General features: G+C 63.6%; 23 protein-coding genes. 4 read left to right on the plus strand and 19 right to left on the minus strand.

Features of this window, described 5'->3' with window-relative positions:
• Positions 1-69 precede the first annotated feature (69 nt).
• From rfbD to F6X37_RS14855, 5 genes are all read right to left on the minus strand, one after another.
• On the minus strand, positions 70-996 hold the full coding sequence (rfbD, locus tag F6X37_RS14835) for a dTDP-4-dehydrorhamnose reductase (protein ID WP_090803286.1): 927 nt from the start codon (positions 994-996) through the stop codon (positions 70-72).
• A gap of 9 nt (positions 997-1,005) precedes the next feature.
• On the minus strand, positions 1,006-1,557 hold the full coding sequence (rfbC, locus tag F6X37_RS14840) for a dTDP-4-dehydrorhamnose 3,5-epimerase (protein ID WP_184065114.1): 552 nt from the start codon (positions 1,555-1,557) through the stop codon (positions 1,006-1,008).
• Positions 1,542-2,435, minus strand: coding sequence for a glucose-1-phosphate thymidylyltransferase RfbA (gene rfbA / locus F6X37_RS14845; protein ID WP_184065112.1), 894 nt, complete (start codon positions 2,433-2,435; stop codon positions 1,542-1,544). The genes rfbC and rfbA overlap by 16 nt, the downstream gene beginning before the upstream one ends.
• 10 nt (positions 2,436-2,445) lie before the next feature.
• On the minus strand, positions 2,446-3,507 hold the full coding sequence (gene rfbB / locus F6X37_RS14850; protein ID WP_187611852.1) for a dTDP-glucose 4,6-dehydratase: 1,062 nt from the start codon (positions 3,505-3,507) through the stop codon (positions 2,446-2,448).
• Positions 3,508-3,902: 395 nt separating this feature from the next.
• A complete protein-coding gene (locus F6X37_RS14855) occupies positions 3,903-4,814 on the minus strand; it encodes a GDP-mannose 4,6-dehydratase (RefSeq protein WP_187611853.1) in 912 nt (303 codons plus the stop codon).
• A 234-nt stretch (positions 4,815-5,048) separates the two neighbouring features.
• Between F6X37_RS14855 and F6X37_RS14860 the strand changes: the two genes are divergently transcribed.
• Positions 5,049-5,921 (plus strand): symmetrical bis(5'-nucleosyl)-tetraphosphatase, encoded by an 873-nt coding sequence (locus F6X37_RS14860; RefSeq protein ID WP_187611854.1) that lies wholly within the window; start codon positions 5,049-5,051, stop codon positions 5,919-5,921.
• A 36-nt stretch (positions 5,922-5,957) separates the two neighbouring features.
• On the opposite strand, the gene F6X37_RS14865 is transcribed toward F6X37_RS14860, so the two are convergent.
• The 9 genes from F6X37_RS14865 to F6X37_RS14905 all read right to left on the minus strand — a co-directional run bounded on the left by F6X37_RS14865 (position 5,958) and on the right by F6X37_RS14905 (position 14,900).
• On the minus strand, positions 5,958-6,815 hold the full coding sequence (locus tag F6X37_RS14865) for a lysophospholipid acyltransferase family protein (RefSeq protein ID WP_187611855.1): 858 nt from the start codon (positions 6,813-6,815) through the stop codon (positions 5,958-5,960).
• Between the two features lie 38 nt (positions 6,816-6,853).
• The gene (locus tag F6X37_RS14870) at positions 6,854-8,134 is read right to left on the minus strand and encodes a dihydroorotase (protein WP_187611856.1); all 1,281 of its coding nucleotides are present in this window, start codon (positions 8,132-8,134) and stop codon (positions 6,854-6,856) included.
• Positions 8,135-8,194: 60 nt separating this feature from the next.
• On the minus strand, positions 8,195-9,220 hold the full coding sequence (locus F6X37_RS14875) for an aspartate carbamoyltransferase catalytic subunit (protein ID WP_090803276.1): 1,026 nt from the start codon (positions 9,218-9,220) through the stop codon (positions 8,195-8,197).
• The gene (gene iscB / locus F6X37_RS14880) at positions 9,217-10,623 is read right to left on the minus strand and encodes an RNA-guided endonuclease IscB (protein WP_187611857.1); all 1,407 of its coding nucleotides are present in this window, start codon (positions 10,621-10,623) and stop codon (positions 9,217-9,219) included. Before iscB ends, F6X37_RS14875 begins: the two co-directional genes overlap by 4 nt.
• Positions 10,624-11,083: 460 nt before the next feature.
• A complete protein-coding gene (pyrR, locus tag F6X37_RS14885) occupies positions 11,084-11,623 on the minus strand; it encodes a bifunctional pyr operon transcriptional regulator/uracil phosphoribosyltransferase PyrR (RefSeq protein ID WP_187611858.1) in 540 nt (179 codons plus the stop codon).
• A complete protein-coding gene (gene ruvX, locus F6X37_RS14890; protein WP_184062183.1) occupies positions 11,610-12,050 on the minus strand; it encodes a Holliday junction resolvase RuvX in 441 nt (146 codons plus the stop codon). The genes pyrR and ruvX overlap by 14 nt, the downstream gene beginning before the upstream one ends.
• Positions 12,051-12,060: 10 nt before the next feature.
• Entirely contained in the window at positions 12,061-12,639 is a 579-nt protein-coding gene (locus F6X37_RS14895) for a YqgE/AlgH family protein (protein ID WP_090803272.1), read from the minus strand.
• A gap of 308 nt (positions 12,640-12,947) precedes the next feature.
• Positions 12,948-14,354 carry a hypothetical protein gene (locus F6X37_RS14900; protein WP_187611859.1) on the minus strand — a complete coding sequence of 469 codons (1,407 nt, stop codon included), beginning with the start codon at positions 14,352-14,354 and terminating at the stop codon, positions 12,948-12,950.
• A gap of 375 nt (positions 14,355-14,729) precedes the next feature.
• Positions 14,730-14,900, minus strand: coding sequence for a rubredoxin (locus F6X37_RS14905; RefSeq protein WP_006047743.1), 171 nt, complete (start codon positions 14,898-14,900; stop codon positions 14,730-14,732).
• 338 nt (positions 14,901-15,238) lie between these two features.
• Between F6X37_RS14905 and F6X37_RS14910 the strand changes: the two genes are divergently transcribed.
• Entirely contained in the window at positions 15,239-16,102 is an 864-nt protein-coding gene (locus F6X37_RS14910; protein ID WP_090803266.1) for a hydroxymethylpyrimidine/phosphomethylpyrimidine kinase, read from the plus strand.
• A 309-nt stretch (positions 16,103-16,411) separates the two neighbouring features.
• On the opposite strand, the gene F6X37_RS36870 is transcribed toward F6X37_RS14910, so the two are convergent.
• On the minus strand, positions 16,412-16,579 hold the full coding sequence (locus F6X37_RS36870; RefSeq protein WP_244144937.1) for a hypothetical protein: 168 nt from the start codon (positions 16,577-16,579) through the stop codon (positions 16,412-16,414).
• Positions 16,580-16,600: 21 nt separating this feature from the next.
• On the opposite strand from F6X37_RS36870, the gene F6X37_RS14915 reads away from it, so the two are divergent.
• On the plus strand, positions 16,601-17,620 hold the full coding sequence (locus F6X37_RS14915; protein ID WP_262419920.1) for a chondroitin 4-O-sulfotransferase: 1,020 nt from the start codon (positions 16,601-16,603) through the stop codon (positions 17,618-17,620).
• 26 nt (positions 17,621-17,646) lie between these two features.
• Positions 17,647-18,285: an adenylyl-sulfate kinase gene (gene cysC, locus F6X37_RS14920; RefSeq protein ID WP_090803263.1), complete on the plus strand. Its 639-nt coding sequence runs from the start codon at positions 17,647-17,649 to the stop codon at positions 18,283-18,285.
• Between the two features lie 204 nt (positions 18,286-18,489).
• On the opposite strand, the gene groL is transcribed toward cysC, so the two are convergent.
• From groL to F6X37_RS14940, 4 genes are all read right to left on the minus strand, one after another.
• Positions 18,490-20,130 carry a chaperonin GroEL gene (gene groL, locus F6X37_RS14925; protein WP_184062186.1) on the minus strand — a complete coding sequence of 547 codons (1,641 nt, stop codon included), beginning with the start codon at positions 20,128-20,130 and terminating at the stop codon, positions 18,490-18,492.
• A 53-nt stretch (positions 20,131-20,183) separates the two neighbouring features.
• A complete protein-coding gene (gene groES, locus F6X37_RS14930) occupies positions 20,184-20,474 on the minus strand; it encodes a co-chaperone GroES (RefSeq protein WP_008923887.1) in 291 nt (96 codons plus the stop codon).
• Between the two features lie 532 nt (positions 20,475-21,006).
• Positions 21,007-21,288, minus strand: a complete 282-nt coding sequence (locus F6X37_RS14935; RefSeq protein ID WP_262419921.1) for an FkbM family methyltransferase — start codon at positions 21,286-21,288, stop codon at positions 21,007-21,009.
• Between the two features lie 9 nt (positions 21,289-21,297).
• Positions 21,298-21,474: IS4 family transposase (locus F6X37_RS14940; RefSeq protein WP_316251967.1), on the minus strand; the 177-nt coding region annotated here is incomplete at its 5' end.

Below are 21,474 nucleotides of genomic sequence, written 5' to 3' on the forward strand. Positions count from 1 at the left end.
GCAGGACATCCGATGCGAGTGTTTCCTTCGCCGCACCGGCGCTCGCGAGCCCTGCGTCGAAACCGCGACTCAGGTGCGCGCCGCCGGCGACTTCGGAAAACCGTCCGTCAGACACAGCTTCAACGCGTCGCGCCAATGCGGCGCGGCCAGGCCGAACACGCGCGCCAGCTTGTCGTTCGACATTCTGGAATTGGCTGGGCGCTTCGCGGGCGTCGGGTAATCCGCGGCCGGAATCGGCAGCGTGTTCGGCCTGTTCGGCAAATCCGCGAGTTCAAAGATCGCCGACGCGAAACCGTGCCACGACGTCGAGTCGCCCGCGCACAGGTGATAGATGCCCGAACGCTCGTCCCACCACTTCGCGCCGTCTTCGGTGGCGAAGGACTGCGCGCACAGATGCGCGCTCAGCGTCGCGATCGTGTTGCACCAGGTGGGCGCGCCGAACTGGTCGGCCACCACCTTCAGCTCCGGACGATCGGCGCCGAGTCGCAACATCGTCAGCAGAAAGTTCTTGCCGCGCGTGCCGTACACCCAGCTCGTGCGCAATACGAGGTGATTCACGCCGCTCGCCGCGATTGCCTGCTCGCCCGCGAGCTTGCTGCGGCCGTAGACGTTCTGCGGATCGGTTGGATCGTCTTCGACGTACGCGCCTTCTTTCGTGCCGTTGAACACGTAGTCGGTCGAATAGTGGATCAGCGCGGCGCCGAGCTTTTTCGCTTCCTCGGCGAGCACGCCCGGTGCTTCGCCGTTGATGCGCATTGCCAGGTCGCGTTCTTCTTCGGCCTTGTCCACCGCCGTATAAGCGGCCGGATTGACGATCAGCGCGGGACGCAGGTCGCGCACCACCGCGCGAATCTGATCGAGGTTCGACAGATCGAGCCGCGAGCGGTCGACCGCGACCACGTTGCCGAGCCCTTGCAGCGTGCGCGCGAGCTCATAGCCGAGCTGGCCATTTACGCCGGTGACGAGAATCGTCCGTTTCGCGTCGTGTGCGCTCATGCGATCCCCTTATGCGTAGACTTCGGCGTCGGCGAGACGCTTGCCCGCCGCATCCTTGGCCGCGAGCAGCGGCTCGAAGTCGACCGGCCATTCGATCCCGATCGCCGGATCGTTCCACACGATGCTGCGCTCGTGCTCGGGGAACCAATAATCCGTGGTCTTGTAGAGGAACTGCGCGGACTCCGACAGCACGACGAAGCCGTGCGCGAAACCGGGCGGCACCCACAGCTGCCGATGGTTCTCGACCGACAGCGTCACGCCGACCCACTTGCCGAAGTTCGGCGAGCTCTTGCGGATGTCGACGGCGACGTCGAACACCTCGCCCTCGACCACGCGCACGAGCTTGCCCTGCGCATGCTGGATCTGATAGTGCAGACCGCGCAGCACGCCTCTCGCCGAACGCGAATGATTGTCCTGCACGAACTCGACGCCCGGCTCGACCTTCTCGGCGAATTCGAGCGCATTGAAGCTTTCGAAAAAGAAGCCGCGCGCATCGCCGAACACCTTCGGCTCGATGATCTTGACTTCGGGCAGCGCGGTTGCGGTTACCTGGATGGCCATGCGACGTGATCCGTGAGAATGTTTTGCAGGTATTGCCCGTAGGCATTCTTCGCGAGCGGTTTGGCGAGCGCGAGCAACTGCTCGCCGTCGATCCACTGACGCCGGTACGCGATCTCTTCCGGACACGCGACCACCAGACCCTGGCGCTTTTGCAGCGTTGCGATGAAGGTCGCGGCTTCGATCAGCGAATCGTGCGTGCCGGTGTCGAGCCACGCATAACCGCGGCCCATGATCTCGACGTTGAGCGCCGCGTTCGCGAGGTAGCGCGAGTTCACGTCGGTGATTTCGAGCTCGCCGCGCGGCGACGGCTTGATGTCCGCGGCGATGTCGCAGACCTGCTTGTCGTAGAAGTACAGACCCGTGACCGCGTAGTTCGAACGCGGCCTGGCGGGCTTTTCCTCGATCGACAACGCGCGGAACTGCTTGTCGAATTCGACCACGCCGTAGCGTTCCGGGTCCTGCACGTGATACGCGAACACGGTGGCGCCGTCGGTCTGATCGTCGGCGCGTTCGAGTTGCTTCGCGAGATCGTGGCCGTAGAAGATGTTGTCGCCGAGAATCAATGCCGACGGATCATTGTTCACGAACTCGCGGCCGATGATGAAGGCCTGCGCGAGTCCATCCGGCGACGGCTGCACCGCGTACTGGATGTTCATGCCCCACTGGCTGCCGTCACCGAGCATCGCCTCGAAGCGCGGCGTGTCCTGCGGCGTCGAGATGATCAGCACGTCGCGAATACCCGCCACCATCAGCGTGGACAGCGGGTAGTAGATCATCGGCTTGTCGTACACCGGCAGCAGCTGCTTGGAGACGACGTGCGTGATCGGATACAGGCGGGTGCCCGAGCCGCCCGCGAGAATAATGCCTTTGCGCGCCATTGCCGTGCCTTTACGCGCGCTGCGCGTAGTTGGTCTCGACCCACTTCCGGTATTCGCCCGAAGCGACTTCGTCGGCCCATTGCTGGTTGTCGAGATACCACTGGACCGTTTTGGCGAGCCCCGTCTCGAAGGTTTCCGCCGGCTTCCAGCCGAGTTCGCGCTCGAGCTTGCGGGCGTCGATCGCGTAACGGCGGTCGTGACCCGGACGATCTTTCACATAGGTGATCTGGTCGCGATACGAGCCGGCCGCCTTCGGGCGCTGCTGGTCGAGCAGGTCGCACAGCGTGTGCACGACCTCGAGATTCTTCTTCTCGTTCCAGCCGCCGACGTTGTACGTCTCGCCCGGCGTGCCGCGCGCGAGCACTTCACGGATCGCGCTGCAGTGGTCGCCGACGTACAGCCAGTCGCGCACGTTCTGCCCGTCGCCATACACGGGCAGCGGCTTGCCGCCGAGCGCGTTGGCGATCATCAGCGGAATCAGCTTTTCGGGGAACTGGTACGGGCCGTAGTTGTTCGAGCAGTTGGTGGTCAGCACCGGCAGGCCGTACGTGTGGTGGTAGGCGCGCACGAGGTGATCCGAACCGGCCTTGGTCGCCGAATAGGGGCTATTCGGCGCATAAGGCGTCGTTTCGGAGAACTGCGGATCGGTTGCGGACAGCGAGCCGAACACTTCGTCGGTCGACACGTGCAGGAAGCGAAACGCGGCGCGCTCCGCAACGCCCAGCGTGTTCCAGTAGCTGCGCGTCGCTTCGAGCAGCGTGAAGGTGCCGACGACGTTGGTTTGCACGAAATCGGCCGGACCGTGGATCGAGCGATCCACATGGCTCTCGGCCGCGAAATGCAGCACGGCGCGCGGCTTGTGCTCGGCCAATAGCGTATCGAGCGCGGCGCGATCGCAAATGTCGACGCGCGCGAAAATGTGTTTGGGATTGCCCTGTAGCGACTTCAGCGTGCCCAGGTTGCCGGCGTAGGTCAGTTTGTCTACGTTGAGCACCGCTTCGTCCGACGCATTCAGCCAGTCGAGCACGAAATTAGCGCCGATAAAGCCGGCACCGCCCGTTACCAGGATCATGTAATTCCCTTGTCGATGTTAGTGACAGGCGGCGAAGAGCTTGCGACCTGTTCACCCCGCGTGGTGTCCGTTTCTCTGGTCGTCCGTCGCGTTCCCCGGAGAGTGGACACTCAGACGCCAATTTTATGAACCCCCAATTATAAAGCCGCCGAGTGCAAAAACCAGAACCCTAACAACTTGAAACAGCTTGACAGAATTCGTTGCCGTGGGTCTGTGAAAAGGGGCTTTTTCGGTGCGGTTACGCGCATTTTGGCGCCTGTGATGATGTGCACCACATACTGTGCGGCGCGGCGCGGAAAGAGTGGAAAATGAAGAAGAACGGCGAAAGCGTCATGAAAGGCCGCAAACGCGGCCCTTCGGTGCAGACCGTCAGGCGGTTGCTCGCGCGAGCGCGCTCAGGCCGCGAGCATCCAGCGCAGCGTATCGATGAAAGGGATCGACTCGACCGCCGGCACCAGCGAGTGCAATTTGGCGGGCGAACCGGCAAGCATCTTGACGTCCGTTTGCCGGACAAAGGCGGGATTGACCTGGACTTCGATGTCGTGACCGGTGAGTTCGCTCGCGGTCGTGAGGATTTCACGCAACGAATACGGCGCGCCGGTGCAGACGTTGACGATTTCGGCGGCGACATTGGAGTCGAGCAACGCCTCGTACGCGCTCGCCACATAACGCACGTCAGAGAAGTCGCGCGCGATGTCGATATTGCCGAGTTCGATCGATGCCGCGCGCCGCGCGAAGTGGCTGACGATCTTCGGCACGAGGAAGTTCACCGCCTGGCCGCGGCCGGTGTAGTTGAACGGCCGCACGATCAGGATCGGCAGGCGGTCGAACCATGTGCGCACCAGCGCTTCCATGGCCGCTTTGCTGGCCGCGTAATGATTGACCGGCATAAGCGGGAAGCTCTCGTCGATCGCGGCGCTGCTGACGTTGCCGTACACGTTCGCGCTGCTTGCGATCAGCAGCTTGCGCGGCACATGGCCAATCGCGACACAGGCTTCGAGCAGGTTCTGCGTGCCGATCACGTTGACGCGATAAAAGTCGAGCGGATCGTTGTGCCCCACGAAGCTGATCGCGGCCAGATGCACGATGAAATCGGGCCGCACGGTGTCGAGCACGCGCCGGCAGTCTTCCGGTGAGGTGATGTCGAGTTTGACGCGTGTCGGCGTGTCGGGCTCGTCGCGGCCGGACACCGCTTCGATCACGGTATGGCCGCGCCCGGTCAGCTTCTCGACCAGATAGCGGCCGGTAAAACCGTTCGCACCGGTGACGAGCGTGCGAAATGATTGCTTCGCCGCGGAAGACGACATGCTGGCTTCGTTCACGAGAGAGTCATCCTGTTGTTGTATTGGAATCGCGCGCGGTCCATGCGTGGCTGCCGCCGTGCCGTGTTACGGCGGTGTTCCACCCGCGTCCCGCAACGTGATCGCACGATACCCGAACCCCAAACAGGCTATTATGTCACGCTATCTTGCTGCCCTGCCCTGCCCAGCGTGGCACGCGTCGTGCAGCACCGCGCGTATCGAATCGCCTTGATTTCCTCGATGACACCCCTCAACGCTTCCAGTACCTCCGCTCCCCTCGTCCCTCTTGCTTTCGGCGATCTGCAAGGCTGCCGCGCACCGTTTCAGCGACTGCTGGCCAAAGCCGCGCCGCCGGACGGCACACCGCTGTGGTTCGCCGGCGATCTGATCAACCGCGGCCCCGACTCGCTCGACACCTTGCGCGACGTGATCGCGTTCGGCGAGCGCGCGGTGCCGGTGCTCGGCAATCACGATCTGCATCTGCTGTCGGTGTCGGCGGGGATTCGCAAGTCGAAGAAAGGCGACACGATCGAAGATATCCTCGCCGCGCCCGATGCCGCCGATCTGCTCGAGTGGATACGCCACCGCCCGCTCGCGCATTTCGACAACGGCATGCTGATGGTGCATGCGGGCGTGCTGCCGCAATGGGATGCGACGCTGACGCTCGAACTCGCCGACGAGTTGCAACGCGCGCTGCGTGCGCCGAACTGGAAAGAGACGCTTGCCGGCTTGTACGGCAATGAACCGAACCGCTGGAAGCCGGGCCTGAAGGGTATCGAGCGCATGCGCGTCACGTGCAGCGCGTTGACGCGCATGCGCTTTTGCAGCGCCGATGGCGTGATGGATTTCAGCAGCAGCGGCACGCTCGCATCCACGCCGAGCGGCTGCATGCCGTGGTTCGACGTGCCGTCGCGCCGGACCGCCGACGTGACCGTCGTGTTCGGTCATTGGGCCGCGCTCGGCCTGATGTTGCGCGACAACCTGATCGGCCTCGACTCGGGTTGCGTATGGGGGCAGAAGCTGTCGGCGGTACGGCTCGCGAAAAACCCGGCTGAGCGGACGTTGACGCAAGTCGATTGCGATTCGCGCGGCGTGCCGCGCGGGGGCAACTAAACAGAAGACGGCGACGCTGCCCGGCAGCGCCCCCGCTTAGACCGAGCGGTGCGGCTGATCGACGGGCTCGATCAGCGTTTGCGCCGTCTCAGCGGCGTCGCTCGACGACGCAGCATCTACAACGTCGCCCTCTTGCGCGACCGTCCCCACCACTGCGTTGCCGGCCTGCATGTCCCGCAACGCGTTCGCCACCACCTGCTGAGCCTGCGCCGCGAGCACCCGCCGGTCCGCGTCCGGCGCGAGCGGTGCGCCAACATATACGTGGGCGGTCAGCGGACCGCCACGCAACAGCATGTCGAGCGAGTCGGACAACGACACGTCGTCGATATATGCGGGTGCCGTCGACTGCCGGCCCTGCGCGTCCTCGTACATGATGCACAGCGGCTGCACCGGCACACCGGCCGACACCGCGGCCTGGAACATGTTCGCGTGAAACGGCAGCAACTCGAGCCCGTTCGACGTCGTGCCTTCGGGGAACACGCACATCAGTTCACCCGCGCTGAGCCGTGCGGCGAGTTCGTGCATGATGCGCTTCGCGTCACTGCGCTTCTCGCGCTGGATGAACACCGTATCGAGCTGCTGTGCGAGCCATCCGACCACCGGCCATTGCCGGATCTCCGCCTTCGAGACGAACGGCGTCGGCCGCCACGCGTTGATTACGTAGATGTCGATCCACGAGATGTGATTGGCGACGACGAGCACGCCACGATCGAGCCGCACCGCGTCGTTATGCACGACGAGGCGCATGCCGCACAGCCGCAGCATCTTCAGCGACCACGCGCGATTGAGCGCGTGACGCCGCTCGGCGCTCGCGTTCGGAAAGCGCGTCGCGACGGTCCACATGCCGTGCAGCAGATGCGTGATGAGACGGACCTTGCGTAACGCGAGCTTCATGGCCGGAGCTTTCCTTGACTGGACCGAAACGATACCGCTCAGCGCTGTTCGTAGGCGAGCTGACCGGACACGACGGTCGCGCGCACCTGTGCCGGCAGCTCGTAGCCGAGGAACGGCGTGTTGTGCCCCTGGCTCTTCAGCGCACGCGGCTCGACGCGCCAGTGAGCGTGACGGTCGAACACGCAGAGATCGGCCACCGCGCCGAGCGCGATGCGGCCAGCCGCTTCGAGGCCGAGCACCTGCGCCGGCGCCGCGGTGATGCGATTGAGCGCGGTCGCGAGCGGCACGCCCGCTTCGTCGGCCCACTTCACCGTCAGCGACAGGAACAATTCGAGGCCGGTTGCGCCCGGCGTCGCTTCGGCGAACGGCAGCAGCTTTTCGTCGTCGTCGACCGGGGTGTGCGCGGAGCAGATCGCATCGATCGTACCGTCGACGAGGCCCGCGCGGATCGCTTCGCGATCGCGCTGCTGGCGCAGCGGCGGATCGAGCCGGAACTGCGCGTCAAAGTAACCGATGTCGAGGTCGATCAGATGCACGTGGTTCACGGTGACGTCGCACGACACCGGCAGGCCCTCGCCCTTCGCCGCACGCACGAGCGCCACGCCCGCCGCCGACGACACATGCGACACATGCACGCGCGCGCCGGTTACGCGCACGAGTTCGAAGATCGTATGCAGCGCGATGGTCTCAGCCGCCACCGGGACACCCGACAGCCCGAGCCGCGACGCCAGCGCGCCGCTCGCGGCGACGCCGCCCTTGCCCAGATACGCATCGACGGGACGCAGCCACACGGTGAAATCATAGGTCTTCGCGTATTGCAGCGCGCGCATCAGCACCTGGGTATCGACGATCGGCGTGTCGGCCTGCGAGAAGCCGACGCAGCCCGCCTCGGTCAGCTGGACCATCTCGGTGATGACCTGCCCCTTGAGACCGACCGTCAGCGCGCCGAGCGGATACACGTGCGCCTTGTTCTGATTGCGCGCGCGGAACTTCAGCATTTCGACGAGGCCCGGTTCGTCGAGCGTCGGATCGGTGTCCGGCGGACAGACGAGGCTCGTCACGCCGCCCGCGAGCGCCGCGGCCATTTCCGAGCCGAGCGTCGCCTTGTGCTCGTAGCCCGGCTCGCGCAAACGCGCGCACAGGTCGACGAGACCCGGCGCGATCGACAGACCGCGCGCGTCGAGCGTGCGCTCCGCCTGGAAGCCGGCCGGCGCGTTGCCCAAGGCGGCGATCTTGCCCGCCTCGATAAAGATGTCCTGCTGCTGTTCGGTGCCCGCTGCCGGATCGATCAGCGTGCCGCCTTGAATATGAATCTTCATGCGCTGCCTTTGTTAAACCTGTGGTTCAGCCTATCGTTCGGCTTCCTGATCAGTCGTTGCTTAGTCGTTATTGCCCGCGACGATCCCCATCACCGCCATGCGCACCGCGATACCGAACGTGACCTGATTCAGGATCACCGATTGGGGGCCGTCCGCGACCTGCGAGTCGATCTCGACGCCGCGGTTCATCGGGCCGGGGTGCATCACGATCGCATCGGGGGCGGCGAGCGCGAGACGCTCGGGCGTGAGCCCCCAGCTCTTGAAGTACTCCTGCGACGACGGCAGCAGCGCGCCGCTCATGCGTTCGTTCTGCAGGCGCAGCATGATGATCACGTCGACATCCTTGAGACCTTCGTCGAGGTTGTGGAACACGCGCACGCCCATCTGTTCGAGGCCGCCCGGCAGCAGCGTGCGCGGACCGATCGCGCGCACTTCGGGCACGCCGAGCGTGGTCAGCGCATGAATGTCCGAGCGCGCGACGCGCGAATGCAGGATGTCGCCGACGATCGCCACGCGCAGCTTCGTGAAGTCCTTCTTGTAGTGGCGGATCGTGTACATGTCGAGCAGACCCTGCGTCGGGTGCGCGTGACGGCCGTCGCCGGCGTTGATCACGTGCACGTGCGGCGCGCAGTGCTGCGCGATCAGGAACGGCGCGCCGCTCGACGCATGACGCACGACGAACAGATCCGCGTGCATCGCCGACAGGTTGTTGATCGTGTCGAGCAGCGATTCGCCCTTGCTCGTCGACGACGCGTTGATGTTCAGATTCAGCACGTCGGCCGACAGCCGCGTGGCCGCGATCTCGAACGTGGTACGCGTGCGCGTCGAGTTTTCGAAGAACAGGTTGAACACCGACTTGCCGCGCAGCAGCGGCACCTTCTTCACTTCGCGATCGGTCACGCTGACGAACTGGTCGGCGGTCTCGAGAATGTGATTGACGATGGCCTTCGGCAACCCCTCGATCGACAGCAGATGTTTGAGCTCGCCGCTCTTCGTGAGCTGCGGGTTGCCCTTCAGGAAGCCGTAGCGGAAGCGCTCGGATGCGCTGGCGGAGGAATCTTGCGGAGCCGGGGTGGCGGTGTTCATCCTTCATCGCGGGAAACCTCGGCCGCCGGGCCGGGGAGGGATGGCGCGGGCCGCATAACAGCCCCTACTCCCGCTTCTCCTTTGTTAGTTGCCATCCTTGAGTAGCCATAGCCGTCTGCGCGCTGCAGCAACCGACAATAGCGGTGAGCAACGCCCTGTACGACCCGGTCGTGGGTTTGAATGTTGAAATTCCCCTTGGCGCGCACGGCTACACGCCCATGATATGTGCCTGCTTTTTTGCCTGTAGGCACGTCCGCCCGCACAACGTCTCCCGTCCCGAACCCTTGAACGCGTTTTGCCCGCATCAGATAGCCGACAGGAAAACCATACTTGTTTCGGCGCGTTCGCTGATAGCTGCCCCGACCAGTGCACTTCACCTGCAATGTCGGCTTTCGCCACCCCAACACAGTCGAAACGTCGCCCACGCACACGGCATCCAGCGCATGAGTCTTCGGGATGCCAAGTTGGCTACGGTTGTGTTTCGTTCGTCCCCCGGAAGCTGTTTCGACAGGAACACCCGTGGCGCGCAAGGCATTGACCAGCGCCCAACGGGTGGTATTGACCGCCGATGCATCCTTCAGGGGGCGCAGGGCTTGGGCAATGATGCGCGCGAGGCGCGCCTCGTCCTTTACGAAGACGTCGAGCCGCCGCGCGCCCTTGCTGACGTTGCAGGCTACACAAGCAATTGCCAAGTTGGAAACCCGTTTTGAGCCACCGCGCGCGCGCGGCACCAAGTGCTCGATATTCAGAGGCACGTTCTGAGCGTCACAGTAGCAGCACTTGTGTGTCCACTTCTGCAACAGATACTCACGCAGCTCATATCCGAAAAGAGTTCCATGCTGATACTCGATGCCGGTGACTTCTGGGTTATCGAGTGCCTGCATGTCAAAGCGTACGAGTTCAGTACTCACCGCCGCTATCGGGGCCCAACACCGAAGCCGTTCGACCCAAGCGAGCGTCGTATCCACCCGGTGTTGCAGCGATGGGGGGAGCCATCCTGCAGGCCGGGTACGGTTTAGAAATCGCGGTGCACGATAGCGCAGGGTGCTGCGCCGATGGCGCCGCATGGTGCGGCGCGCAGTAAGCGCCTCACTGATTTGCCGACCGCGGTGGATCAACTCGAACAGGTTAAGCACCACGGCGCCGCGATGGATTTCTCCCGTCGAGGTGTCGACGTGTTCCGCGTCGCGCACAAGCGCCAGTCCGGTGGCCTTGCTGCCGGGGTCCAGCTTGATGCGCAGGGGTTGCAATGCACTGCTGTGAAGCTCCCGGTCGACGAGCCGAATAGCGAAGGGCATGAGGCGATGAACCCGCGCACGTCCACGCGCGAGCAACAGCCTCGCGCGCTTCTCGCTGCACGGCATCAACGGCCGCCCAACCTTGTCTAAAACGAATACCGCCAACTGTAGCTCCTGGTGCCCAACCGGAAAAACTCCGGCGCGTTGCCCTTACGGGCCTGGTGACGGGCGCCTCGCGGCGCCGCTCCCCTCGACCATGTTGTGCAGCAGGGGCGGATTACTCCTACCGGCCGCAGCCCGTTTCACACCTACCCGTGGCTTGTCTGCTGCTGCGACTTCCAGAGCGCCAGACTGAGGAAGCATCCGGCGGTGGGTCTGCAATCTTCTGCACAACGGTGCGTCTTGCGACGCATGGTCTGGTCAATCTCAGACTCGCGGACTTTTACCCCCGCAAGCCTCGGCCTATAGGCCGGGGTGATTGACGATGTACCTGCTTCAAACACGGACCTCAAGTCTATCGCTGCCGATGCACGCTGCTTGCCACGGTTCGGGGCGACTCCAGCATCTCACCAAACGCAGCGCGCTCCGCGTATGTTGCGTGGCATTGCGTTGCGCAAAACTGCCTTCAATCGACGCGTGCTTCAGTGTGAAAAGAAAACCGCTGGCCGCCCGCGCCGTCGTCTTCACGGGCCAGCACGAGCGTCGCGTCGGCGGGTACGTCGACCACGCCACCGACGAAGCGCGCCGCCACCGGCAACTCGCGTCCGCCCCGATCGGCGAGCACCGCGAGTTCGACCGATGCCGGCCGGCCATAGTCATACAGCTCGTTGACCGCCGCGCGAATCGTGCGGCCGGTGTACAGCACGTCGTCGACCAGCACGATGCGCCGGCCACCGACCTCGAACGGTAGCGAGGTCGGGCTTGCTTGCGCGTGCAGCCCTTTCTTCGCGTAGTCGTCGCGATGCAGCGCGACGTTCACCACGCCGAAGCTCGGCAGTTTCAGGTCGCGCGCGAGCCGCTCGGCGAGCCACGCGCCGCCGCTATGGATACCCGCCAGTACCGCCGCTTCGGCACCGTCTTGCGTGGCGGCGAGCTGGTCGCCATACGCCGCGCGAATCTGGTCGAGCAACGCGCGATACAGCGCTTCGGCGTCAATGGAACTCATGATCGTCGGAAAGTCCGTTTAGATATTGCTGGAGGATGATGCTCGCGGCTTCGGCATCGAGCATGTCGGCGCGGGCATTGCCGGCGCGGATTTCCGCCTCGGCCTCGACCGACGAGTAGCGCTCGTCGACCCACGTGACCGGCAGATTGAAGCGGCCGTTCAGCTGGTTGCCGAAGCGCTTCGCGAGTTGCGTGCGCTCGTGCGGTGTGCCGTCGGGGTGCATCGGCAGGCCGACCACCAGCGCATCGGGCTTCCATTCGGCGATCAGCTTGCCGAGCGCTTCGAAGCGGTACTCCCTGCTGCGGTTCTGCACGACGACGAGCGGCCGCGCGCGGCGCGTCAGCGAATTGCCGACTGCCACGCCGATGCGTTTCTCTCCGTAGTCGAACGCAAGCAGCGTCGCCTCACGTCCGGCCGGCAGATTCATGCGCGGCCCCTCATGCGTGCCCGGCCTCGCCCGACAGCATCGACAACGACACGCCGAGCAGCGCGAGCGCCGCTTCGAGACGATCTTCGGCGGGCACGTCGAAAACGATCTTCGGATCGGCCTCGACCGTGAGCCAGCCGTTCTTGGAGATTTCGTCTTCGAGCTGACCCGCGCCCCAGCCGGCGTGGCCGAGCGTCAGCAGGAAACGCTCCGGACCGTTGCCGCTCGCGACGGCCTCGAGCACGTCTTTCGACGTGGTCATTTCGAGCCCGCCCGGCACCGACATCGACGACGTGTATGCGCTGCCGCCTTTCGGATCGTGCAGCACGAAGCCGCGCTCGGTTTGCACCGGGCCGCCGAAATACACGGGGACATGGAGAAGCGGTTCGATCTCGAGCTTCAGATCGATGCGATTGAAGAGCGCTTGCAGGTCGATATCGGTCGGCCGGTTGATCACGAGGCCGAGCGCGCCGCGCTCACTGTGATCGCAAAGGTAGACCACCGTTCCTGAAAACGTCGGATCGGCCATGTTCGGCATGGCGATCAGGAACTGGTTGGTCAGATTGATGCGATCGGTACTCTTGGACATAGTTCGGATTTTAGCAAAGACGATGCGTCATGGCGGGCTGCTTTGAGCATTGCAACGCGTTGGGTTGCACGCTACGCGACGCGCCATCGACGCCGGATCAAGTTGCACTCTATCACGCGCGCGACTTGCGCCATGCCGCGATCAGGCGCCGAAACACCGCGTAGAACGGCACGTTCGGCGCCCGTCGCGAAGTTGCGGCATTGTGACTTGTCACAATGGGTTTCAGCGAGTTCGGCGCGCGTCGGTCGAAGCGTTGCGGACGCAATTCGCGCGCCACGTCGCGCGTTTGGTTCGACCCGGCTTGCGCTTCACGCGCCGCCCTGCTCGATCGCACGCGTGAGCGCGGCGAGCGCCGCCTGCGTGAAGCTGCCGCCCGCCGGCCCAACGCCCGCGGCGACCTTGTGCAGCGACGCACGCAAGGCCTCGGCGGCCTGCTCGAGCGTGTCGGCCGGCGGCGCGCCGACGATCACGTGCGCGCGCACCGCCGGCGTCGCGACGCTCGCATGCGCACGACGCCGCCATGCGAGACCGAGCGCGTCGGCGAGCAGCGCCACGTGACCGAGACCGAGCGCGCAGGCGGCCGAGCCGAGCCGGTAGGCGGCGTCGCCCGCCTGCAGCGCTTCGCTCGGGTCGGCTTTTTCCGGCTGATCGGCCGCGCGCGCATGGGCGGCCAGCGCCTCGATGGACGCGTCGGCGGTCTGCAGGAAGTCTTCGTACGCGTTCGCGTTGACGCTCAGCACGCCGAGATCGCGCGTGTGCGGCAGCGACTGCGCCTCGAGCGCGCCCGCCTCCCACAGCGCTTCCGACGACTGCGTGCCGGCGACGTGCCAGTCGACGGTCAAGCCATAGTCGTGCAGCACCTCGACCTGGTCGGCGTCTTGCGCGGCCGCGCCGAACAGCGCGTAGTCGCGCCACAGCAGCGCGAGCGTCGCGCGCACCAGCGAACGCGGCGCGCGCTCGATGCCGCGCGCGTGATCGGCGAGCGCCAGGTTGCAGCGCGCGTAGAAGCGCCGCGCCTCGATATCGCGGATTGCGTGGCCGCGCGCGCGCAGCGCCTTCGCGCAGGCGCGCGCGAGCCGCCAGAAGTCATACGGATCGGGGCCGGCGAGTTCGGTGAACACGGCGTCGAGCTCGTCGAGCGCGGCGTTCGTGACCGCAAGCGCCACCGCGCTGCCGGTGTCGGCCTGCGAGCGCAGCACCGGCAGCAACGCGCGCTCGTAGCGCGCCCGCTGATGGGCAAGCTGATCGGCCGATTGCGCGTGCAGCGAAGCCGGCGGCACTGGCCGCGCGCACAGCGCGAGGTCTTCGAACGCAACGGCGGAACCCGGCGTGGGTTCGATGAGTTGCGCACACAGCTCGCGGTAGTGGTTGAACAGCGTCGGCGAGCAACTGAGCTCGCGCAGATTGTGACGTTCGAGCGCCGCGCGGAAGTCGCGCAGCGCCGCGCCGAACACTGGCCGCGCGCTTTCCGCTTCGGCTGGCTCGCCGCTCGCGAGCGGCGAGAGCCGCACGAGGGCGTCGGTGAAACGCTGCGCGCTGAGCCAGCCCGCCGTGCGCAACGCATGCGACGCGCGCAGCAGCGCGGCACCGCTCTCGTCGCGCTGCTCGAACGCGAGCGACGCCTCGGCGAACGCGAGTTCCGCAGGGCGGACCGCGCCACCGCGCGGGTTCGGCAGTGCATCGATGGAAACGGGTGCTGCGGATCGAAGAGTCATGGGCAGGCGACACGAAGCTGACGGGGCCGTCGCTTCGCGCCGCATGCTGAGTGAGCGGCCACCGCGCGAACCGGCGACAGGACAATGACAGACTACCGTTGCGACACGACGCGACCGGCGATGTTCCGCGCCGGCGCGCTCAGACAGGCGCCGGGCGTGCCGGACGCATCAAGCGATTGCAGCAATTGCGCGGCGGATGACGCCGCTGACTTTTCGGGATCGAAGCTCAGGGTTCAGGTTCGGACCGAATCGCGGGACCCGGTTTGGGGGCCGAAGCTTCCGGCGTGTCGCACGAGCCCATCAAACCGCGACGCCGGAACAAATGATCAAGCGATGCGAACGACCGGCCGGCTGACGCCGGCGGCTTGCCGCACTTCAGATCTGGACCATTTCGAAGTCTTCCTTGCGCGCTCCGCACTCCGGACACGTCCAGTTGATGGGTACGTCTTCCCAGCGCGTGCCCGGCGCAATGCCTTCGTCGGGCAAGCCGGCCTCTTCGTCGTAAATCCAGCCGCAAATCAGGCACATCCAGCTTTGATATTCCATTCTTTTGTCGCGTCGTTGAGTCCGTGGAAGCGGGAGCCATGATGGTACCGTGTTGCCGCCCCCATGCCTAGCAATCGAAAACTCGCAATCGTAGCGTGGACCGGGCTTCGGCGGTGCGCCCGCGCGCCGTGCGCACGACGCTCGCGGCGTCAGGCCGCATGGCGGTGGGGGACACCCGGCAGCGCCATAGAGGGCGCCCTCGGCAAGCTCGCGGCGCTAGCGTGGCAACCTCAACGCGATCCCCGCCGCGCGAAAAAACGCCCTCTCCACGGTTTAGGCCGCATAATTGAGCCAATTGCGCATTGCGCGCCGAAATCCTGCTTTCCTTATCCATTTTCATGCCCAGCGACACGCCTCCGATCGTCCTCACCTTCGGTCTCTCCGACCCCACCGGCGGCTCCGGCCTGCAGGCGGACCTGTTGACACTTGCCAGCATGGGCTGCCACGGCGTTTCCGTGCTCACGGGCTATACCGTGCGCGACTCGGCGAACTGCGACGAAGTCACCGGGCTCGACCCGGACATCGTCGCGACGCAGGCGCGCATGCTGCTCGAGGACATGCCGATCGCCGCATTCAAGGTCGGCGCGTGCACGCGCGCCGAAGTGGTCAGCGCGATCGCGGAAGTTGTCGCCGACTACGACGACATCCCGCTGATCCTCGCCCCGGACTTCACGCTCGACGACGAGCACGTGCTCGCCGCCGACGAACTGCGCGAAGCGATCGCCGATCTGCTCGCGCCGCAAACCACGCTGCTAGTCGCCGACTCGGCGACGCTGCTCGCGCTCGCGCAGCCCGACGGCGACGCGGAGGCGCCGAGCCTCGACGCGGCGATCTCGCACCTGCTGTCGCAGGGCTGCGAATACATTCTGTCGACCGAAACCGGCACGCATCGGCTCGTCAACACACTCTTCAGCGAGGACGGCCAATTGCGTCAGGACATGTGGGACCGCGCGCCGCATCGGTTGACGGGCCTGACCGATACGCTCGGCGCGGCGATCGCCGCGCTCCTCGCCAACGGCCAGGAGCCCGCGGAAGCGGTGCGCGAAAGCCAGGAGTATCTGTATCAGGCAGTGCGCAATGCGTTCCGGCCTGGCATGGGGGCGTACATGCCCGATCGCTTCTTCTGGGCGCGCAGCAGCGATGAAGACGAAACGCCGCCCGCGCAAGGCAAGGGCGCGGCGCCGGGGGAAGCGCGGCACTGACCTCGCCATTTGTCGGAATCGACTAAAAACCCGCTGTCAGCCGGTTTTTTCATTAATGTGACTTTCGCGATTGGTGCGACTTTCCATTCGATTTATCCAAATTGAACAATGTAATTAGCGCGTAGCTATCGATACTGCCGCGCCCCAGTTCGTCTCGCGGGCATCCTAGTCAATTTATTTTGCATAGCCGCATGAATCTTGCGGTCGGCGATGCAACCGGACGTTTTACCGCGTAATCAAACGTTACAACGCCGATGACATCTTTTGTCTAGACTTTACGCATCACGATCAGTCATATGTCCCCACATGTCATTTCCCACCTTCTTCATCCATCCACCGAAATGCGGCGGTTCGACTGTTATTTCGTTTTTTGATTTGAATAAAGGTAATGACCAATTCATTAGCTTTGTCTGGGATCAGGATGGCTGGGGAAACTGTCGCGCAAAGCTGCTCGCGACGCAGGTAGGCGGCGGTCATCTACCGTATGGCATTCATCGGATGATCAAACATCCGGTCAACTACTGCACGATCCTGCGCGATCCGCTCGCGCGCCAGATCTCGCACTACTGGTATGCGGCGAACGGCAAGAACGGCCAGATCACGCGCGGCGTCAGCGTGTCGGCGACCGAGGCTCTGGCGCTGCAAGGCGTACTGTCGCTCGACGAGTGGGTCAGCGAATCGCTCGGCGGCAGGAACCTGTTCGTGCAGATGCTGAGCGGCGAGCCGGCGGTCAACGAAGCGAGCCTCGCCGTCGCGCAAATCCATTTGCGCGAACAGATCGGTACCGTCGGCGTCTGCGAGGACATGAGCGAATTCTTATTGCGGCTGTGCGGTTCGACGGGGATGAAATTACCGTTCTGTTTCGAATCGAATCGCACCAATGGCGCGCCGAAAGGCAAAGCTCACATCAGCGAAGCAGCAAGACAAAAGTTCATCGACGACAATAGCCTCGATTACGAACTGTTCCGCGATGCGAATCGAATCGTCGAAGCCTATGCGAAAGAAACGGGCAGCGTCTTTTCGAATGCGCTCGAATTGGTTCGTGTGATTCAGTCCGAAATCGATCAGCTCGAGAATCCGCACGTCTATAACTCGACGTATTTGGGCATCGACGGCTCATTCCTGTCGCGCGTGCATGAGGTGATCCGCCGCTTCGATCTCGCGCCGATCGACACCTATCTGGAGTTCGCGCGAAGCCGGCAGCGTCCGCCGGTCGACCTATTCGACGGTTTTGTCGACACGGTGCGCGACGGCGTAGTGTGCGGCTGGGCCGTCAATCTGAGCGAGCCGCAGCGGCAGGTACCGCTCGAGGTGCGGGTCGGCACGCAGATCGTCGCAACCGGCTGCAGCGGCGAGCCGCGGCCCGATGTGGCGAGCGCCGGCTATCCGAACGCATACAGCGGATTTTCGATTCCACTGCCGAACGATATTCCGGAAGGCTTTCGCGTTACCATTGCCAATTCCACCGAAAGCCTGCACAACGCCGGCACGTGGCGGCAAGGCTGGCACTGCGAATGAGCCAGAAGAGCCAAGAGAACCTATCCATGAAAGAGCCGCCCCAGTTCGTGCAACGCTTCCACGGCAAGATCGCGGTGCAGGACCGCATACGCATGTTCGATCAGATGCCCGCCACGATCTGGCTGACCGGCCTGTCCGGCGCCGGCAAATCGACGCTCGCGTTCGCGCTCGAGGAGCAGCTGATCGCGCTCGGTCACGCCTGCTATGTGCTCGACGGCGACAACATCCGCCACGGTCTGGCGAGCGACCTTGGATTCGAGCCCGACGACCGGCGCGAAAACATCCGCCGGGTCGCGCACGTCGCCCAATTGATGAACGACGCGGGTCTGATCGTGATTTCCGCGCTGATTTCGCCGCTACGCGAAGATCGGGCAATGGCGCGCGCGATCATCGGAGCCGACAAGTTCGTCGAAACCTATGTGTCCGCCTCGCTCGCCACCTGCGCGAGCCGCGATCCCAAAGGTCTTTACGCGAAAGCGAGGTCTGGCGAGATCAGCTCGTTCACCGGCGTATCAGCGCCCTATGAAGCGCCGATCGATCCCGACCTGCACGTCGACACGGGAACGCTGAGCCCCGCGCAAAGCGTCGCGCAGATCTTCCACTACCTGCGCGAAAAGTGCCTCGGAAGGTCCTCTCATCGCACGGCTCACGCCGCGGGCGCCTGATCCGGACAAAAGGTCGTCCGGAAGCGCTCGCCAGCAAGCACATCAACGCCGGCCCCAAACGAAAAAAACCCGCATAAGCGGGTTTTTTCGTTTGGGGAAACGCCTCGCGGCGCACTCCCCACACGGACTTCCAGCCGGGCCTCGGCCGTGATCCAGACGCGCGGCAGTTCAACCACGCGGCCGGACCACGAGGCCCGAGCGGAATTACATGTCCATGCCCATGCCGCCCATGCCGCCGGGCATGCCGCCAGGCATCGGAGCATCTTCCTTCGGCAGTTCGCAGACAGCTGCGTCGGTCGTCAGCAGCAGGCCAGCAACCGAAGCGGCGTTTTGCAGCGCCGTGCGCGTCACCTTCGTCGGATCCACGACACCTGCGTCGACCAGGTCGACGTACTCGCCGGTCGCTGCGTTGTAGCCGTAGTTGCCCTTGCCAGCAGCAACCGCTGCCACGACGACGCTCGCTTCTTCGCCACCGTTGGCGACGATCTGGCGCAGCGGCTCTTCCATGGCGCGCAGAACGATCTTGATACCTGCGTCCTGATCGGCGTTAGCGCCCTTCAGGCCAGCGATTGCCGTACGTGCACGGATCAGCGCGACGCCGCCACCCGCCACGATGCCTTCTTCCACAGCCGCGCGCGTTGCGTGCAGTGCGTCTTCGACACGTGCCTTCTTTTCCTTCATTTCGACTTCGGTCGCAGCACCGACCTTGATCACTGCAACGCCGCCTGCCAGCTTGGCGACGCGTTCTTGCAGCTTTTCACGGTCGTAGTCCGAGGTCGCTTCTTCGATCTGCGTGCGCACTTGCTTGACGCGAGCTTCGATGTTCGCTGCTTCGCCAGCGCCGTCGATGATCGTGGTGTTTTCCTTGCCCACTTCGATGCGCTTCGCCTGGCCCAGTTCAGCCAGCGTTGCCTTCTCGAGCGTGAGGCCGGTTTCTTCAGCGATGACCTGACCGCCGGTCAGGATCGCGATGTCTTCCAGCATCGCCTTACGACGATCGCCGAAGCCCGGAGCCTTGACGGCAACGGTCTTCAGGATGCCGCGGATGTTGTTGACGACCAGCGTTGCGAGCGCTTCGCCTTCGACGTCTTCAGCGATGATCAGCAGCGGACGGCCAGCCTTCGCGACTTGCTCGAGCACCGGCAGCAGGTCACGGATGTTCGACACCTTCTTGTCGTGCAGCAGCACGAACGGGTTCTCGAGCACGGCGACTTGCTTGTCCGGGTTGTTGATGAAATACGGCGACAGGTAGCCGCGGTCGAATTGCATACCTTCGACGACGTCCAGCTCGTCTTGCAGCGACTTGCCGTCTTCGACGGTGATCACGCCTTCCTTGCCGACCTTGTCCATTGCTTCAGCGATGCGCTCACCGATCGACGAATCGCTGTTCGCCGAGATCGCGCCAACCTGGGCGATTTCCTTGTTGGTCGTGCACGGCTTGCTGATCTTGCGCAGTTCTTCGATTGCGGCTGTAACGGCCTTGTCGATACCGCGCTTCAGGTCCATCGGGTTCATGCCCGATGCGACGTACTTCATGCCTTCGCGGACGATCGATTGCGCGAGAACCGTAGCGGTCGTCGTGCCGTCGCCTGCGTTGTCGCTGGTCTTGGAAGCGACTTCCTTGACCATTTGCGCGCCCATGTTCTGGAGCTTGTCTTTCAGTTCGATCTCTTTCGCGACCGACACACCGTCCTTGGTGACCGTCGGGCCGCCGAAGCTGCGCTCGAGAACCACGTTGCGGCCCTTCGGACCCAGCGTGACCTTCACGGCGTTGGCGAGAATATTCACGCCTTCGACCATCTTGGCACGGGCGGAATCACCGAATACGACGTCTTTAGCTGCCATCTTCTAACTCCTTGAATACTTTGGATATAACCGGTGAAGTAGCGACCTTGCGCTTACTTCTGCACCACGGCCATGATGTCTTCTTCGCGCATCACGAGCAGTTCGTTGCCGTCGACCTTGACGGTCTGGCCTGCGTACTTGCCGAACAGGACGCGGTCGCCGACCTTCACGTCGAGCGCAATGGCTGCGCCCTTGTCGTCGCGCTTGCCCGGGCCGACTGCGAGGATTTCACCTTGATCCGGCTTTTCCGCTGCGGCTTCGGGGATCACGATGCCCGACGCGGTCTTGGTTTCCTGATCCAGACGTTTGACGATCACGCGATCATGCAAAGGACGAAGGTTCATACATACTCCTCTCTGATTGAGACTGAAGAACGCTGAGAAAAACCCGGCTGGCCGAGCCAACCGGAGATGTTGTTAGCACTCTCGTGCAGCGAGTGCTAATTATATGGACGGGCAGTGACAAATTCAAGAAGCGGGGAACGCGGTCGAAGTTCACTGATCCTCAAATGTGATTCGCTCGGGCTTGAACCCCGCCCCGTGCGGAACGTCTGCCGTTCGGTATTTTCTCTAAGAAAACAATAATTTACCGACGTGTTGCGTTGAGATTCGGCCCTTCGTGAAGGAAGAGGCGAGCCATGACGAGGCAGCGACTTCGGAGCGGAGCGCCCGCTCGAAACGTCAAACCCAGGGAAATCCCCCATAAGCGCGGGCCGTTACGCTAGTCAGCCTTCAGGCAAGTCGAGGGGCTCATGAATGTGCTTCACGGCTGAGGCACCAGTCGGTCCAGGTATATCTGGACCGTTGCAGCGGCCGTTGAAAGTGGGATTGCGAAATTGATAGCAGCTGCAAGGACGATACGTGCAGAACCGTAACGCTATAACTGAGTGCGAAAGATTTGAGATCTTTCCACTCTGAAGATCAGCGACAAATATGTCCAACTGACCAGTCGATAATTGCGCTCCTCCAGATAGCGAAATATGGCGGAATCCATTACTTCCCTGATCGCAGTCAGCGTAGACTCCACGATAATGATCTTTGGTTTATACCTGCTGATATCAATCGATCGCAAGACTTCGTAATCGTGACCTTCCACGTCGATGGAAAGCAGATCGATTTCCTGATCGGCGTACGGGGTGTGCTCGAGAACGTCGTTCAATGCATCGGGTTATACACAATTTCCAGCGTGACCGCCGACACGTAACTTCTGCAATGTCTTGGCAGCGATATGAACCTCTTTGAGTCCCAGCCAAATAGCTTTCGCGCCGGGTTCGCCATCGCCCTTGCGGCCGAGGAATCCGCCCAAGCGCGCGATCAAGCGCAGCACCTCGTTGAGCTTGGGCCT

Origin of the sequence: Paraburkholderia sp. 31.1 (assembly GCF_014397645.1) — a bacterium.
GTDB lineage: Bacteria > Pseudomonadota > Gammaproteobacteria > Burkholderiales > Burkholderiaceae > Paraburkholderia > Paraburkholderia tuberum.